Source organism: Hyunsoonleella ulvae, from assembly GCF_016827605.1.
GTDB lineage: Bacteria > Bacteroidota > Bacteroidia > Flavobacteriales > Flavobacteriaceae > Jejuia > Jejuia ulvae.
Map to the genome: position 1 here is coordinate 275,599 of NZ_JAEPJQ010000002.1, position 17,819 is coordinate 293,417.

At 32.6% G+C, this 17,819-nt stretch carries 15 protein-coding genes; 11 read left to right on the forward strand and 4 right to left on the reverse strand.

Going from position 1 to position 17,819, the window contains the following annotated elements:
- Window positions 1-251: 251 nt before the first annotated feature.
- From pheT to JS605_RS06865, 3 genes are read left to right on the forward strand one after another with little or no spacing between them, the layout of a single operon-like run.
- The gene (gene pheT / locus JS605_RS06855) at window positions 252-2,681 is read left to right on the forward strand and encodes a phenylalanine--tRNA ligase subunit beta (protein WP_203256956.1); all 2,430 of its coding nucleotides are present in this window, start codon (window positions 252-254) and stop codon (window positions 2,679-2,681) included.
- 1 nt (window position 2,682) lies between these two features.
- Window positions 2,683-3,552 carry a phosphatase PAP2 family protein gene (locus JS605_RS06860; RefSeq protein ID WP_203256957.1) on the forward strand — a complete coding sequence of 290 codons (870 nt, stop codon included), beginning with the start codon at window positions 2,683-2,685 and terminating at the stop codon, window positions 3,550-3,552.
- Window positions 3,553-3,612: 60 nt separating this feature from the next.
- Window positions 3,613-3,852, forward strand: coding sequence for a putative signal transducing protein (locus JS605_RS06865; protein ID WP_203256958.1), 240 nt, complete (start codon window positions 3,613-3,615; stop codon window positions 3,850-3,852).
- Here the strand turns inward: JS605_RS06865 and JS605_RS06870 are convergent.
- Window positions 3,849-5,474, reverse strand: a complete 1,626-nt coding sequence (locus tag JS605_RS06870; RefSeq protein WP_203256959.1) for an ABC-F family ATP-binding cassette domain-containing protein — start codon at window positions 5,472-5,474, stop codon at window positions 3,849-3,851. The two genes, JS605_RS06865 and JS605_RS06870, sit on opposite strands and share 4 nt — an antisense overlap.
- 187 nt (window positions 5,475-5,661) lie before the next feature.
- On the opposite strand from JS605_RS06870, the gene JS605_RS06875 reads away from it, so the two are divergent.
- From JS605_RS06875 to trmD, 3 genes are all read left to right on the forward strand, one after another.
- On the forward strand, window positions 5,662-7,071 hold the full coding sequence (locus tag JS605_RS06875; protein WP_203256960.1) for a TlpA family protein disulfide reductase: 1,410 nt from the start codon (window positions 5,662-5,664) through the stop codon (window positions 7,069-7,071).
- Window positions 7,072-7,168: 97 nt separating this feature from the next.
- Entirely contained in the window at window positions 7,169-7,351 is a 183-nt protein-coding gene (locus JS605_RS06880; RefSeq protein WP_203256961.1) for a hypothetical protein, read from the forward strand.
- 111 nt (window positions 7,352-7,462) lie between these two features.
- On the forward strand, window positions 7,463-8,140 hold the full coding sequence (gene trmD, locus JS605_RS06885) for a tRNA (guanosine(37)-N1)-methyltransferase TrmD (RefSeq protein ID WP_203256962.1): 678 nt from the start codon (window positions 7,463-7,465) through the stop codon (window positions 8,138-8,140).
- A 72-nt stretch (window positions 8,141-8,212) separates the two neighbouring features.
- Here trmD and JS605_RS06890 read toward each other — a convergent pair whose 3' ends face one another.
- Complete coding sequence (locus JS605_RS06890) at window positions 8,213-10,102, reverse strand: M61 family metallopeptidase (protein ID WP_449554949.1); 1,890 nt, start codon at window positions 10,100-10,102, stop codon at window positions 8,213-8,215.
- Between the two features lie 99 nt (window positions 10,103-10,201).
- On the opposite strand from JS605_RS06890, the gene JS605_RS06895 reads away from it, so the two are divergent.
- The 5 genes from JS605_RS06895 to JS605_RS06915 are packed head-to-tail and all read left to right on the forward strand — an operon-like array spanning window position 10,202 to window position 15,425.
- Window positions 10,202-11,209 (forward strand): glycosyltransferase family 2 protein, encoded by a 1,008-nt coding sequence (locus tag JS605_RS06895; RefSeq protein WP_203256964.1) that lies wholly within the window; start codon window positions 10,202-10,204, stop codon window positions 11,207-11,209.
- A 48-nt stretch (window positions 11,210-11,257) separates the two neighbouring features.
- Entirely contained in the window at window positions 11,258-13,183 is a 1,926-nt protein-coding gene (locus tag JS605_RS06900; RefSeq protein ID WP_203256965.1) for a vWA domain-containing protein, read from the forward strand.
- The gene (locus JS605_RS06905; protein ID WP_203256966.1) at window positions 13,180-14,433 is read left to right on the forward strand and encodes a dihydroorotase; all 1,254 of its coding nucleotides are present in this window, start codon (window positions 13,180-13,182) and stop codon (window positions 14,431-14,433) included. The genes JS605_RS06900 and JS605_RS06905 overlap by 4 nt, the downstream gene beginning before the upstream one ends.
- A gap of 1 nt (window position 14,434) precedes the next feature.
- Window positions 14,435-14,764 carry a hypothetical protein gene (locus JS605_RS06910; RefSeq protein WP_203256967.1) on the forward strand — a complete coding sequence of 110 codons (330 nt, stop codon included), beginning with the start codon at window positions 14,435-14,437 and terminating at the stop codon, window positions 14,762-14,764.
- A 4-nt stretch (window positions 14,765-14,768) separates the two neighbouring features.
- Window positions 14,769-15,425 (forward strand): alpha/beta hydrolase, encoded by a 657-nt coding sequence (locus tag JS605_RS06915; RefSeq protein ID WP_203256968.1) that lies wholly within the window; start codon window positions 14,769-14,771, stop codon window positions 15,423-15,425.
- Window positions 15,426-15,475: 50 nt separating this feature from the next.
- Here the strand turns inward: JS605_RS06915 and JS605_RS06920 are convergent, their stop codons facing one another.
- Both JS605_RS06920 and JS605_RS06925 read right to left on the reverse strand, forming a co-directional pair.
- Complete coding sequence (locus JS605_RS06920) at window positions 15,476-16,180, reverse strand: response regulator transcription factor (protein ID WP_203256969.1); 705 nt, start codon at window positions 16,178-16,180, stop codon at window positions 15,476-15,478.
- Window positions 16,181-16,184: 4 nt separating this feature from the next.
- Entirely contained in the window at window positions 16,185-17,756 is a 1,572-nt protein-coding gene (locus JS605_RS06925; protein WP_239000292.1) for a sensor histidine kinase, read from the reverse strand.
- Window positions 17,757-17,819: the final 63 nt, after the last annotated feature.

Here is a 17,819-nt window from a genome sequence, read left to right on the forward strand (position 1 = left end):
GGCTTAATACCTTAATTATGTCTAAAATACTGGCTATTTGATTATGAGAATGTTAGTACTTTGTTAAATAAGTTAACACGAGTGTTAATTAACAGTTTTAACATTGTTACTATAAACTAATAAATACTACATAAAAATCCTACTTATTTATTAAACTCTGGAGATTTAACTTCAACATACAAAATGAAAGGCTTTATTTGAATACTAGCTCCAAAGAATTATCTTTGCCTCCTCTAATAGGATAACGATTTATGAAGATTTCATATAACTGGTTAAGGCAATTTATTAATATTGAGTGGACACCAGAGCAAACTAGTGAGATTCTAACCGATTTAGGTTTGGAAGTTGAAGGTCTAGAAAAATACCAATCCGTTAAAGGTGGTTTGGAGGGTGTAGTTGTTGGCAAAGTTTTAACTTGCAAGAAACACCCAAATGCTGATAAACTTAAAATTACCACGGTTGATCTTGGAGCGGATGCCCCAGTACAAATTGTATGTGGTGCTCCCAATGTTGCTGCTGGACAAAAAGTACCTGTTGCTACTGTAGGTACAACTTTATATGCTAAAGATGGTGAGGCATGGAAAATAAAGAAAGGAAAAATTAGAGGCGAAGAAAGCCTTGGTATGATATGTGCCGAAGACGAACTTGGTTTGGGCGAATCTCATGATGGTATCATGGTTTTAGATGAAACTTTAAATGTTGGTACTCCAGCTGCTGATATTTTTGAAATAGAGAATGACACTGTTTTTGAAATTGGATTAACCCCAAACAGAGCAGATGCGATGAGTCATTATGGAACTGCTCGCGATCTCAAAGCGGGACTACTCCAAAAAGAAGTAAAAGTTGAATTGATTACACCATCTGTAAGTGCTTTTAATGTTGAAAACAGAACTTTAAAGATGGATGTTGATGTTATTGATAAAGCATTGGCACATCGTTATTGCGGTGTTACCATTTCTGGTATTAAGGTTACCGAATCTCCCCAATGGTTACAACATAAACTTAAAGCCATAGGCTTGAGCCCAATAAATAACATAGTAGACGTTACAAATTATGTGCTACACGAACTTGGACAACCTTTACATGCTTTTGATGCAAATAAGATTGAAGGAGACAAAATTGAGGTAAAAACCTTAAAACAAGGCACTAAGTTTATAACACTTGATGGTGTAGAACGAGAACTACATGAAGAAGATTTAATGATTTGTGATGCAGAAAAACCAATATGTATCGCTGGTGTATTTGGAGGTTTAGACTCTGGAGTAAACGAGAAAACTAAAAGTATTTTCTTGGAAAGTGCCTATTTTAATCCTGTTAGCGTAAGAAAGACAGCTAAACGACACGGATTGAATACAGATGCTTCTTTTCGTTTTGAGCGAGGAATTGATCCCAACATAACCGAATATGCATTAAAACGTGCTGCGCTATTAATTCAAGAATTGGCAGGTGGCGATATTACCAGTGATATTGTAGATATTTATCCAAAAAAGATTGAAGATTTTCAAGTACGACTAAGTTTTGAAAATGCTAAAAAAATTATTGGTGAGGAAATTCCAAAGGAAACCATCAAAAGTATTTTAACATCTCTTGATATTAAAGTTAATAATGTTACTGAAACAGGCCTAGGTTTAACTGTTCCTGCTTTTAGAAATGATGTGCAACGTGAAGCTGATGTTATTGAGGAAATTTTAAGGGTTTATGGTTACAACAACATCAATATTTCTAATAAATTAAATGCCTCTATATCCAGCATGTCTCGCTTTGAGGATTTTAAAATTCAGAATACTATTGGTAATCAACTTGCAGGGCAAGGTTTTTTTGAAATTCTATCAAACTCATTAACCACTCCTAGTTATGCAGCACTGAGCAAACAGTTGAAAACAGAACATAATATTGAAATGCTCAATCCTTTAAGCAATGAGCTATCTGTTTTAAGGCAATCTCTAATATTTTCTGGATTAGAAGCTATATCGTATAATATCAATAGGAAGCGCCAGGATTTAAAACTGTTTGAGTTTGGTAAGACGTATCTTAATTTTTCTGAACAGAAAGAAGAGCACAAACATTTAGCTATATTTGCTACCGGGAGTCAAGATTCAGAAAGCTGGAACTCCAACTCAAAGCTAAAAAGTGATTTTTTCTATCTAAAAGGTGTTGTAACCGCCATACTATCCCGTCTAGGTGTTTCGAGATACAATGAAACTCCTATTAAAAGCGATTTGTTTAGTGAAGGTGTATCCCTTAATTTAGGTAAAATAAAACTGGTAGATTTTGGCTTGGTAACTAAAAGTGTTTTAAAGTATTTTGATGTTTCCCAAGAAGTGGTTTGTGCCGATTTTCATTGGGATGCTATTTTAGACGTGATTAAGCGAAATAAAATTATATTTAAAGCCATACCTAAATATCCTGAAGTACGTAGGGATTTTGCACTATTACTTGATGATAATGTAACTTTTGAGTCTATTCATAAAATTGCTAAACAAACTGAAAAGCAGTTATTAAAAAATATAAACTTATTTGACGTTTATCAAGGTAAAAACCTGCCAAAAGGTAAAAAGAGTTATGCTGTAGGTTTTACACTTCTAGATGAAAACAAAACGCTTAATGATAAGCAAATTGACAAAATCATGAAAAAACTTCAAACCAATTTTGAGAAACAACTTGGTGCAGAGTTAAGATAACATGAGTATACATCATAGAAACTACTACCTAAAACCCCTACTGATAGTTTTATTTTTTTATTGTCAATTAGGATATGGTCAAGATACAATATCCAATTACTCTCAAAATAAGCAAACTAAAATAAGTCAACTTTTAAAGCATGATTTCAAATACACCTTAAAGGGTGTATCACATAGTTTTACCAGACCTATATATTGGAAAGAAAAAGATTTTATTAGGTTAGCAACCTTGCTTGTGGGCACAACTGCTTTATCAACATTAGACAATGAAACCAATCGATTTTTTGATAAAAACAAAAAGGGCTTCCCAAAGCCACTAAGAGATTTTGGGTGGTATTTTGGCAGTCCACAAAACTACTTTATGGCCAATGCAGGCCTATATGGTTTTGGTTTAGTTACCAAAAATGAGAAGATTAGAAAAACTAGTGTCCTAATCATTTCCTCATCGGTAACTACTGGTGTTATTACGAGCCTTCTCAAGAGTAGTGTAGGTAGATCTAGACCCAATAACGGAACTTATGGTCATTTAGATTTTGAATTGTTTTCTACCAAACCCGGTTTTCACTCCTTCCCGTCTGGGCATACAGCCCTATCTATTACAATGTCTCATGCCATTGCAAAACAATTTGATAATACATGGGTTAAAGTGGGAATTTATAGTATAGGTGCCATCCCTCCAATTACAAGATTAGTTGATGGCGCACATTGGCTTACCGATGTTGCTTTTTCAGCTGCTTTAAGCATAATTGTTGTGGATAGTATTGATAAATTCCTCTTAAAAAGCAAAGCTTATTCATATAATAAACCAAAGAAAATCTCTTGGAATTTTACAATTTCTACTAATCAAATCGGGTTTATTGGTTCTTTTTAAATTTGCTAAATTTATATTTTTTTAGTATATTCATTGACGTATTATTAAAAATTATAAGCTATGTCTAATTATATTAAAGTTTTTGAAGGTAGCTTTATTGAAGTGCAACGTATATTTCAATCTCTTGAGACTGAAAATATATGTGCCATAATTAAAGATGAAGCAGAATCTGGAAGGTTAGCTGGTTTTGGTGGTGCACTACAAGGTTTTCAAGAAATTCACGTACACAAAGATGAATTAAAGCGGGTAACTCCAATTATTAAACGCTTAACTTCTCAATTAAAGCAAGAATCTAATTAAACAGTTACCGTGTACATTTTATCACGTAACTCTTTAATCTTTGCATCTTGCATGTACTCATCAAACGTCGTATAACGATCAATAATTCCATTTGGTGTAAGTTCTATAACACGATTTGCCACAGTTTGCGCAAACTCATGATCATGGGTGGTAAACAAAACTGTTCCCTTAAAGTTCTTTAATGAGTTGTTAAATGCTGTAATACTTTCTAAATCTAGATGGTTTGTAGGTTCATCTAGCATTAGTACGTTAGCTCGTATCATCATCATTCTACTTAGCATACAACGCACTTTCTCTCCTCCAGAAAGCACATTACACTTTTTTAAAGCTTCTTCCCCACTAAAAATCATTTTACCCAAAAAACCACGAATGTAAACTTCTTCTCGCTCCTCTTCTGTCTTAGCCCACTGGCGCAACCAATCTACCAAAGATAAATCACTATGGAAATATTCACTGTTATCTAATGGTAAGTAGGATTGTGTTGTAGTAACACCCCATGCATATTTGCCAGCATCAGCGTTTTCTTTACCATTTATAATCTGATAAAAGGCTGTGGTTGCTCTAGAGTCTCGAGAAAACACTACCAACTTATCACCCTTTGCTAAGTTCAAATCTATGTTATTAAACAAAGTTTCTCCATCCATGGAAGCTGATAAACCTTCAATATTCAAAATTTGATCTCCAGCTTCTCGTTCTCTCTCAAAGATAATAGCAGGATAGCGTCTGCTAGATGGTTTTATGTCAGAGATATTCAATTTATCAATCATTTTTTTTCTACTGGTGGCTTGCTTACTTTTAGCAACATTCGCAGAAAAACGACGTATAAACTCCTCTAATTCTTTTTTCTTTTCTTCAGCTTTTTTATTTTGTTGTGCCCGTTGTTTGGCAGCTAATTGTGATGATTCATACCAGAACGTATAGTTACCTGAATAGTGGGTAATCTTTCCAAAATCAATATCTGAAATATGTGTACAAACCGCATCTAAAAAATGACGGTCGTGAGACACCACTATAACACAATTATCATAATTTGCTAAAAAGGTTTCCAACCAAGAAATGGTTTCGTAATCCAAATCATTAGTAGGCTCATCCATAATAAGTACATCAGGATTTCCAAAAAGTGCTTGCGCCAAAAGTACACGTACTTTTTGTTTTCCGTCTAAATCTGCCATTAAGCTATAATGCAAATCTTCTTTTATACCCAAATTAGAGAGCAAGGCTGCAGCATCACTTTCTGCATTCCACCCATTCATTTCTTCAAACTGTACCTGTAACTCCCCTATTTTTTCAGCATTCTCATCAGAGTAATCGGCATACAAGGCATCAATCTCTGTCTTAATTTTAAATAAAGGTTTATTGCCCATTAAAACAGTTTCTAAAACATTATGGGTATCATATAAATTATGATTTTGCTCTAGAACCGACATGCGCTTACCAGATTCTAAACTTACACTACCAGAAGTTGCCTCTTGCTTTCCTGAGAGGATTCTTAAAAATGTAGATTTACCAGAACCATTGGCCCCAATTATACCATAACAATTACCATTGGTAAAAGATGTATTTACTTCATCAAACAAAACGCGTTTACCAAACTGTACTGAGAGGTTTGAAACTGATAACATAACCTTGCTTTAAAATTTTCGCAAAAATAAAAAATATTAATGTTACATGAAGCTTTATAAATTTAATTTTTAACACGTATTAAAGTGCTTTAAAACATTTAACAACGCCTTAACAGCCTGTTTTAAGGGCAAAACATATTTTTGTATTGGTAGATGTGTTATATCTACTTTTTTTGAAGAGGGATTTATGAAAATATACTTTTACATAGTATGTATTGCTTTTGCTTTAACAAGTTGTGGTACAGACTCTTGTAGCTACGCAATTATTGGTGGTGAAATCATCAATAAGAACACAGATTATGTGGTCTTATATGAATCTAAAAAGATTTTAGATACCGTACAACTTGATGGTAATAACCGCTTTATTTATAAGATAGATGCTTTAAAACCTGGTTTTTACACGTTTCGTCATGGCGGTGAAATTCAAATGGTACTTTTGGAGCCTGGGGATAGCCTTATGTTTCGTTTAAATACTTTTGATTTTGATGAATCACTGGTTTACACTGGAAAAGGAGCCAAAAAGAATAATTATTTAATTAATGATTTTCTTCAGGGCGAAAAGGAAGAAAAACAAGTATTTAAATTATGCCAACTTAAGCCAGAAGCTTTTGAAAAGAAAATAGACTCTATAAGAGCAAGAAAAAATAAAAAACTAGAGAAATATCAAGTAAAGCACAATACCTCACCGCTTTTTAATAAAATAGCGCAAGCTAATATCGATTACGATTATTATTCTAGTAAAGAAGTATACCCATTTGTACATTACGGGAGAAATAAGAAAAAAATAATTGAATCTTTACCTTCGAATTTTTACGAGTATCGCAATCACGTAAATTATAACGATGAGTTTTTTAAAGATTATTTCAACTATACGTCGTTCCTTAAGCGTAGTTTCAACAATATTGCTTTAGGAAACCACATAAAACATACAAAGTCGCCTTATCAAATATGGACAAGTTGTTACTACAACATTGATAAAATGACAGCTGTAGATAGTTTAGTTAGCAACAAAGACATTAAAAACGAATTACTCTATCATTACACGATAACTTTTCTATCGAAGAATAAAAATGCAGAGGACAATGATAAAGTAATAGCATATTTCTTATCGAAAAGTACCGACAAAAAACATAATGATTTTATTGTAGCTTATAAAGAATCTGTTAGCAAGTTAAAACCTGGAGAGAAATTCCCTGATATACAAGTGAGAGACTTAAACAATGATGTGCTTAATATGAATAGCGTTATAAGCAAGCCTACCGTTGTATACTTTTGGTCCCATTTATATAAAAAGTATTTTGAAGATAGCCATAAACGTGTTAAAGAATTAAATAAAAAATATCCTGAAATAGACTTTATTTCAGTAAATATTGATAATTATAGTAAACATCGCTGGTTGTCTACTTTAGAACACAAAAAAGATATTCTTAAACATGAGTATATTTTTGAAGATGCAGAAAACTCCATAAAAACCTTAGCTGTTTACCCTCTAACAAAAGTAATTTTAGTTAGCGAACATAATAAAATTGTAAATGGTAATGCCAACATGTTTTCTCATGGTTTTGAGGAAGAGCTTTTAGGCTTGATTAATTATTAAACTGACAAATTTTCAACATCCTTACATAATTTTGCTTTGGAATATTTTTTGATTCCAGATGTCTATAGTTTTAGTTTAATCTTAAATGGTCTAAATTATGGAAGAAACATTAGTAAAAGTCAAATTTATTGGTAAAAAAGGAAACAAATACTTAATTAATTTTCCAGATTTAAAAATTCCTGTTTCGGTAAACAAAAGCTTGTTCAAAAAAATGCTAGATAGCAATACATATGAGTTTATGAATTTACCAAAACAACACTCAAGAGTGAATTCCGCGTAGTTTTCTGAGTGATTAAAAACTAAAATTGAATAGTAAAGGTTACCTTATTTATTGGTAACCTTTTATGTTTTCATAAAAAACATCGTTTATATTTGTGGCAACATTTGTATTATGCGTATAGACATTATTACCGTTTTACCAGAGCTACTCAAGAGTCCGTTTGAAGCCTCTATTTTAAAACGGGCTATAACAGCCAACTTGGTTGAAATTCATTTTCATAATCTACGCGATTATGCTACCGATAACTATAAATCGATTGATGACACCCAATTTGGAGGCGGGGCTGGCATGGTAATGATGGTAGAACCTATACATAAATGTATTAGCGATTTAAAATCGCAACGTGATTATGATGACGTAATTTATATGACCCCTGATGGAGAAACCCTTAATCAAGGCATAGCGAATCAAATTAGTATTAAAGAAAACATCATTATTCTTTGTGGGCACTATAAAGGTGTAGACCAACGTGTTAGGGATCATTTAATTACTCGTGAAATTTCAATAGGCGATTTTGTGCTTTCTGGAGGAGAGCTTGCCGCTGCAGTGTTATGTGATGCTGTAATACGATTAATTCCAGGGGTATTAGGCAACGAAACCTCTGCCTTAACTGATTCTTTTCAAGATAATTTATTAGCGCCACCTATCTACACTAAACCCAGGGAATATAATGGCTGGAAAGTACCAGAATTATTATTTAGTGGCAACTTGCCCAAAATAGAAGAATGGCGTGAAGAGCAGGCGTATAAACGCACTAAAGAACGCCGTCCTGATTTATTGGAAGAATAAACGGTAAAATAAAAGCGATTACTTTACATAAAATAATCGCTTCAATTTTAATTTTATTTGTAAAAAAATAGCTTAGCCTTTCATCCAAGCCTTTCTTAATGCTATCTGTGCTTCAGTTGCACCTTTCTTCTCTATCAAACCTTTTCCATCTGTATAACCTTGCGTAGTTACAGTTTTAATCACAATCTCTTCTCCATTCCTATCCAATTTTACCTCAATATCTTTTCCCGGTTTCCACATGAACACTTCTTGAAGTACTTGATTGGCATTCATCAATGTTAACTCTGTACCGTTAATACTTTTAATAACATCATTAGCCTGAATGCCTTGTTCTGCCCAAAAACTATTTTGCAACGCAGCTTCAGTAAAAAATATTGTTCCTTTTTGACCATCCCCACTAACTATAGGCATATTATTCATCATAATATAATTTGCCTTTATTTTAGTGTTCCCAACTTCTAAACCAACTTTTTCAAAAAACGTATCGTAGTTAATTGGTAAATCTCCAACTACATGAGTATTTAAAAACTCCCCAACTGATGGATAGGTCATTTCAGTAATTTCAGCAATTAGCTTATCATCTTCAAAAGGTTTGTTTTTGCCATATTTATTTGATAATTCTTTCATTAAAGATAAAACACCTCTATTGCCGTTGCTTGCTTCTCGCATTAAAATATCAATACACATACCAATCAATGCCCCTTTTTGGTATACATTAATATATTGGTCTTTATAAGCATCCTTCAATACATTCTCACTCATTATAGTAAAACTCATGGCATCATTATACTGTTTAGACGCCTGTATTTTACCCATAATTTTATTGTAAAAATCTTCCTTTGCCACAATATCTTGATTGATTTGAAATAGCGTAGCAAAATATTCGGTAATTCCTTCATACATCCACAAATGTTTAGAGAATGTTGGATTGTTATAATCAAAATAATGCACATCTTCAGAGTGTACACTCAAAGGTGTAACGATATGAAAAAACTCATGGGACACTACATCTATCATACTTTCAGCAAGAGCTGCTTCATCCATGCCTTCTGGTAAAACCACAACAGTAGATGTGTGGTGCTCTAGAGCTCCAAAACCCTTAGGGGAATCTTGTTTTCCTTCTGATAAATACAAATAAATATCATACCTAGGCGTGGCGTTGATATCTCCTAAATAGGCTTTTTGCGCTTTCATCATCTTAAAAATAGTCTCCTTTAATGATGCCGCAGTGTGTACCTTATTTGGGGAATAGACGCTTAAAACTATGTTTATATCTCCAACTTTAAATTTTTCAACATCTAGATTACCATACATCATAGGGTTATCTGTAATATCAAAATATCGTGATGCCAAATAGCTTGTTGTGGTATACTTACCATCATCACTAGTTTTAGATGCTATGTTTTGTAATGCAGAGGTGCGTACAAAGTCTGTTGGAGCAACTACGTCTAATTTATATTGGTTGTTCTTTAATTCATCAAAATACCCAATAAAACCATGTAAATTCAATACATAATTCTCATCTTCTATGTTGGTTCCTGATGGAGAAAAAGGTTGTTCCCCACCTATACCCCCTTCGGTTTCAATATCATATGTATCGTTAACGTAATATGTTATTTTATCTAGAGATTTTGCATTTGTAATGGTCCAAGAATTCTTATCAACCTTATTCACTGTTATTTCATTACCATCATTGTCAATCGCTTTAAAATCATCAATATATTTTCCAAAATCACTCACGGAATAAGTCCCTTGAATTACCCTGGGCAATCTATAGGTTACCGTCTCAACAGTAAAACGCCCCGGATTTATGGTAACAGGTACTTTATCATCTTTAACTTTAGATAAATCGATGTGTGATTCTATGGGTAAACTAATGGCTAAATCGTTTGCTTTACCCTTTCCTGCACCACAACTAAAAAGTACTAAACTGAAGCAAATAGATGCTACAAAAACTCTAATATTCATTTGTTATTTTTTTTGTTAAAAAAGTAGATCAAAAATAACATTATAGCGTACTATGTTATCCCAAGGTTTTGTTAAAAGATACTATATTCGCCTATGGAACAACCGCTAATAAGCATATTAACACCTTTTAAAAATACTGAACGTTTTTTAAGTGAATGCCTAAATTCTATTTTACAACAAACCTACAACAATTGGGAATTACTTATTGTAGATGATCATTCCACTGATAAAAGCTTAAGTATAGTTGAAAAATTTGCCAAAAAAGATGCACGTATACAACTTCGTAAAAATGATGGCAATGGCATTATTGATGCACTAAAAATGGGATTTAAATACAGTTCTGGTACGTTGATAACAAGAATGGATAGTGATGATATTATGCTCCCAAACAAACTTGAAGTTTTAGCAAACAACCTTATAAAATTTGGAAAAAAGCATGTAGCAATTGGGTTGGTAGAATATTTTAATGCCAATGGGGTTGGTCCCGGGTATAAAGCGTACGAAATATGGTTAAATAACCTGACGCAATCAGGTAATAACTATAATGAGATTTACAAAGAATGTGTAATTCCGTCCCCATGTTGGATGCTACATCGGGAGGACTTAGAAGCGTGTAACGCATTTAATCCTAATATTTACCCTGAAGATTACGATTTAACATTTCGCTTCTATAAAAACAACTATAAGTGTATTCCTTGTAAGGAGGTTATCCATAAATGGAGGGACTACAGCACCAGAACCTCTAGAACGCACATACATTATGCACAAAACCATTTTACTACGCTTAAAGTGCAACACTTTTTAGATATTGATTACGATGCATCAAAAACTTTAGTAATATGGGGTGCAGGTACTAAAGGAAAGTTAATGGCAAACATCTTTATACAGAGAAATATTCCTTTTAGATGGATTTGTGATAATCCCAATAAAATCGGAAAAAAAATTTATGGAATACAAATGCTTAGTTTTAATGCATTGGCAAGCATAAAAAATCCACAAAGTTTAATAACTGTAGCCAATAAAGAAGCTCAAAACGAAATAAGGGTGTATTTGGGTAATTTAAATTTACAAGCATTTAAAGACTACATTTTCTTTTGTTAACTTAATTAATAAAAAAAAATACGTAGGTTTGATAAACTAAAAACTTAGATGCAGTTTAAATATCCCGAACTTCTTTACGCTTTATTTTTACTGGTAATCCCTATAATAGTCCATTTATTTCAACTTAGAAAGTTTAAAAAAATCCCTTTTACCAATGTTGCGTTTTTAAAACAGGTAGAAATGCAAACGCGTAAAAGTTCCCAGATAAAAAAGTGGTTAACACTACTTACCAGATTATTGCTATTTGGAGCCATTATTTTCGCATTTTCCCAACCTTACTATTCAAAAAACAAAACACTAAATAAAAACACTGAAACGGTAATCTATCTAGATAATTCCTTTAGTATGCAAGCTAAAGGCAATAATGGAATATTATTAAAACGTGCCATTCAAGACTTATTGACCAATGTTCCAGAAGATGAACCAATTTCAATTATAACTAATTCTAAAACTTTTAAAAATACAACCATAAAAGCCATAAAAAACAGTTTATTACAATTGGAGTATACACCTAATAGTATCTCTTTTAAAACCGCACTTTTAAAAAGCAAAAAACTGTTTAGTAAAGATTTAAAAACCTTAAAAAAATTGGTCTTCGTTTCTGATTTTCAAGAACAGGATGAAATTTTTAATATTGAAGAAGACACCCTTGTAGATGTATATGCTGTAAAATTACACCCCATTAACCCACAAAACATAGCTATTGACACTGCTTATCTTTCTAAATCGAATCCAACTAAATTAGAGTTAACCGTCATACTAAAAAATAATGGTAAGCCTATAGAAAATGTTCCTGTTTCCCTTCTTAATAACAATAATTTAATTGCAAAAACATCCACGCAAATAAACAACGAAGCTAGCATTACTTTTGATTTGCCCACAAACGAAATTATTAACGGAGAACTTAAAATTAGTGATACACATCTAAAGTTTGATAATTCCCTATTTTTTAATTTAAATGCTCCTGAAAAGGTTAATGTTTTAGCTATTAGCAATACAAACCCAGACTTTTTACAACGTATCTATACAAAAGACGAATTTAGATTTATGAGTTATGGTCTAAAAACTTTAGACTATAACCGCATAAATAACCAAAACCTTATCGTCATTAATGAGCTGGAAACTATACCCAGAGCTTTAACTACTGTTTTAAAATCGTTTACCGATAATGGTGGGACTATTTTAATTATCCCTGCTAAAAAGACTGAAACTAATTCTTATAATGCTTTACTTGCTAATTACAACTTAAATCTCGGTAATGCTATAGAAGCAGAAAAGCGTATTACAACTATAAACTACAGTCATCCCCTATATAATAACGGTGTTTTTGAAAAGCGAATTTCCAATTTTCAATATCCCAAAATCAATTCATTCTATAATATCAGCTCAGGCAATCTGTCATCTATCCTATCATTTGAAGATGGAAAACCCTTTTTAATAGGGAATCGTAATACGTATCTTTTTTCAGCGTCTCTAAATTCAAAAAATTCAAATTTTAAAAACTCTCCTTTAATAGTGCCTACACTATATAATATTGCTAAACGCAGTTTTAAAATCCCTGAATTATATTATACCATAGGAACGCAAAATAGTTTTGAAGTAAACGTTAATTTACAACAAGACGAAGTATTGACGTTGCAACTCAACGACGATAGAATGATTCCTAAACAGCAAAATTTTAACAATAAAGTACAGATAACCACAGATGAACTGCCCAATAAACAAGGGATTTACATGCTGATGCACAAAGAGGTGCCATTAAAAAATGTGAGTTATAATTACAACCGAAATGAAAGTAATCTAATATATCAAGAAATTGACAATTTAGAACACCTTAAAACCAGTGATTCCATAAGCGAATTGTTTTACACCTTAAAAAGTGAGACCAAAGTTAACGCCTTATGGAAATGGTTTGTTATTTTTGCACTGATTCTGTTGCTAACGGAAATGCTCATCTTAAAATATTTTAAATGAACATACTCATAAAATCCGCCACAATACTTGATACCAAAAGTGATTTCCATAACACAACTCAAGATATTTTAATTGAAGACGGATTGATTTCTAAAATAGGGACCAACCTTAAAAACCCCAAAAAACATCAAGAAATTGCTCTAGAAAACCTACACATATCCCAAGGATGGTTTGATAGCAGTGTGTCTTTTGGAGAACCAGGTTTTGAAGAGCGGGAGACTATAGTCAACGGTATTAAAACTGCTGCATTATCAGGGTTCACAACCGTAGCTTTAAACCCTAATACGAATCCCATTGCAGATAGTAGTGCTGATATATCTTTTATAAAAACTAAAAGCGCAAACAGTGCTGTAGATGTGCTACCTATAGGAGCCCTAACAAAGCGTGGTAAAGGGGAAGACCTCGCTGAACTATTTGATATGATGAATGCTGGTGCGGTTGCATTTTATGATTACAAAACCCCTATCTCTAACCCCAACCTCCTAAAAATAGCATTACAATATGCTAGTAATTTTGATGGCTTGGTGTGCTCTTTTCCACAAGAAGACAGCATTTCTGGTTTGGGTGTTATGAACGAAAATATTACGAGTACATCTTTGGGCTTAAAAGGAAACCCTGCCCTAGCAGAAGAACTTCAAGTAGCGCGAGATTTGTTTTTGTTGGAATATACAGGAGGTAAATTACACATTCCTACAATTTCTACAGCTAAAAGTGTTGCCTTAATAAAAGAAGCAAAAGTAAAAGGATTAAATGTTAGCTGTAGTGTTGCAATACATAATTTGTACTTTACTGATGAAAACCTAACGGAATTTAACACCAATTTTAAAGTTAAGCCTCCGCTAAGAACTCAAAATGACATTGATGTACTAATAAACGGTGTTAAAGATGGCACTATTGATATGGTTACCAGTGATCACAACCCTTTAGATATCGAGTTGAAAAAAGTTGAGTTTGACCACGCTGATTATGGTTCTATTGGATTAGAAAGTGCTTTTGGGGCATTACTGCAAAAGTTTACACTAAAAAAGACCATAGAGATTCTTACTAAAGGGAAACAACGTTTTGGTGTAAATGATACTCCTATAAAAGTTGGTAATAAATTGAACGCCACATTATTTAATCCAAGTACAAAATATACATTTTCAGGGCAACACATCCTTTCAAAATCTCACAATTCAATTTTTAAAGGAGAAACCTTAAAAGGAAGTGTTTATGGTAGTATCTCAAACAACATATTAGCTTTAAAATAAAATGACGCAACAAGACATACAAGATGGTAAAGGGCTTTCAATAGTTAGTTATTTAGGTATTATAGGTATTATCATAGCCTATTTTATGAATAATGATAAGAGAAACCCTTTTATAAGTTTTAACATAAGACAATCTATGGGGTTGTGGATTATGTTTCATTTATTTGCGTTTATCGCTAGTTCTTTTGATAGTTGGATGGTAACGTCCTCCTTTTATTTATGCTTTGCAATTCTTGTGATATATGCTTTAATTAATGCTGTTGGTGGCAAAGTGCAAACAGTTCCGTTAGTTGGAGATTTTTTTCAAAGAATTTTTTCAAATGTAGGTTAATTCTATGCTTCACACGTCTTTATCTCTAGATTACGTTTTAAGACCATCTTCAGTAACAGAAAATATACCGTTGCTCATCATGTTACATGGTTATGGTAGTGATGAAAATGATTTATTTTCTTTTGCTAACGAATTACCTGATGAACTTTTAATAGTTTCAGCAAAGGCACCTTATGCCATGCAGCCTTTTGGCAATGCTTGGTATGCCATTAATTTTGATGCAGACAAAGGTAAATGGAATGACAATGTACAAGCTAAACAATCAGTAGACCTAATTTCAAAATTTATTGATGAGATAAAACAAGAATATAACATTAACCCAAGTAACGTCTCTCTTTTAGGTTTTAGCCAAGGTAGTATTTTAAGTTACGCTTTAGCCTTGACATATCCTGAAAAAATAAAAAATATTATAGCGCTAAGTGGCTACATAAATAAAGATATCTTACCAGAGCACTTAGACAATAATGCGTATTCCCATTTAGATTTTTATTGCTCACATGGTAGTGTAGACCAAGTAATTCCACCAGATTGGGCAAGACAAACCCAACCGTTTTTAAATGCTTTAAACATAAAAAACACATATTCAGAGTTTCCAGTAGGACATGGGGTTGCACCTCAAAACTTCTATGAATTTAAAGCATGGTTGCATAAACGTATTTAAACAAAAAATCCAGCGTTTGCTGGATTTTTTTATATATGTACGAATACAGTCTAACGGTTTACTACTAACCTGAAGCCTTCTCCATGAATATTTAAAATTTCAACCTTTTCGTCTAACTTCAAATACTTACGCAACTTAGCTATGTAAACATCCATACTTCTTGAGGTAAAGTAATTATCATCACGCCAAATTTTTGTTAGGGCTAACTCTCTGGGCATTAAATCATTCTCATGCAGGGCTAACAAACGCAATAGCTCATTTTCCTTTGGAGAAAGTTTTATAGGTTCTCCTCCATCAAAACGCAAAAATCGTAATTTAGAATTTAAATGGAAACGTCCAATCTCAAACTCAAATTGCTTACTATCGGCTATGGTTTCAGTTGCTTTACGCTGCATAATAGCCTTTATTTTCATGAGCAATACTTCACTATCAAAAGGTTTATTTAAATAATCATCTGCACCAACTTTGTAACCTTTTAACACATCTTCCTTCATAGCTTTAGCTGTTAAAAACACTATAGGCACATCAGTATTCTTCTCTCGTATTTCTTTAGCAAGAGTAAATCCATCTTTATAGGGCATCATAACGTCTAATATGCATAAATCGTAATCGTCCTTTTTGAATTTCTCGAAACCTTCCATGCCATTTTTAGCATGAACTACATCATAGTCATTCATCATTAAATAATCCCTAAGCACGGTTCCAAAATTTGGATCGTCCTCTACTAATAAAATTTTCTTGTTTTGTTCTTCCATAATTCTATGATATTAGCGGAAGTTTTATCGTAAATGTACTTCCTTTACCTTTTTCACTTTCTACCGAGACAAAGCCCTGGTGGTCGTCTACAATACGCTTTACGTATGCTAAACCTAAACCATGTCCCTTAACGTTATGTATATTTCCTGTGTGTTCTCTATAAAATTTCTCAAAAACACGTTTTATGGCAGCTTTACTCATTCCACTGCCTTGATCTTGTATTTTTAATAAAATATTAGTGCCCACATTTTCTGTAAAAACATCAATTTTTGGAGTTTCTGGTGAGTATTTTATAGCATTATCCAGCATATTCACTATTACATTTGTAAAATGTGTATCGTTAGCCAAAACCGATGTTTGATCTGCTTCTAAATGCGTTTTTATATACCCATCTCTGTCTTCAACAATTAACTCTACATGGGTAACAGCATCTTCAACTAGGTCGTGCAAATCCACTCTATCCTTACTAATATTTAGTTCGTTCTTTTCTAATTTAGATATTCTCAATACGTTTTCAACTTGTGCGTGCATACGCTTGTTTTCCTCTCTTATCATATTAAGGTAGCGCATTACTTTGTCCTTACTATCAATAATTTTAGGATTTTTTATGGCATCCAATGCTAAATTAATTGTAGCAATTGGCGTCTTAAACTCATGCGTCATATTATTGATAAAATCCGTTTTAATCTGTGAAATTTTACGCTGTTTAACTAATTGAAATAAAGCACTTGAATAGGCTACAATTATGATGGATGTAAACACAATGGACAATAAAACCATTCCTAAAATAGAAGAAAATATAAACTTGTTATCTCCTGGAAAGTTTAATAAAAGCTTGTAATTACTTTGGTTATTTTCATCGTAGAAAATAGGCACACTGTAGGTTGAAGTCTCTGTTTTCTCAAAACCTTCACTGTACAATTTAGTTGCTAAATCCCTACTGTAAACCGCAAATTCAAAATCTATATCTATACCGTTCTGATTTAATTTAGAAGTTAGCAACGTTTCCAACTCTTCTATAGATACACGCTCATAAACAGGTCTCTGCTTTGCTAATGCTTTAAAATTCTTTTCAAACGAACTTCTTTGGGCATCACCTAAAATACCACTGTGTACTATATTTAATATAGGAGATTTATCAATATCTATCTCTGAAGACTCAGTCCCTTCAATAACTTTTATTTCGGAATTCCCTATGATTCGCTTGATATCAATACTATCTAAACCAATGTCAAAGAGCGAAGAAGATAATTTATAATTTTCTTCTAAAATACTGCTTCTATAAAAAAGCATGTCTTTGGTACTGTTATTTCTCTGATAAATAAACAATTGAGAAACAGCAGCAGAATCTATCTTTTTTTCACTATCTAATTCCTGAAAACGTTCAAAATAATTGTCTAGTTCCTTTTTTTCAATGGCATTAGACACATAACTTAAGGCACTTTTTACGTTAAACTTAAAACGCGCTTTTTCGTTATTATACGCATCATTTATAAAATAGGCTTGAACAAAAATTATTCCTATAAGTGATAGACTCATTAATAAGACCGATAGGACAAATACTTTTTTGCTCATTACCCAAAATTAACATTTTAACGATTAGTCAACTTATCATTTAACCTTACATTAACAAAAATG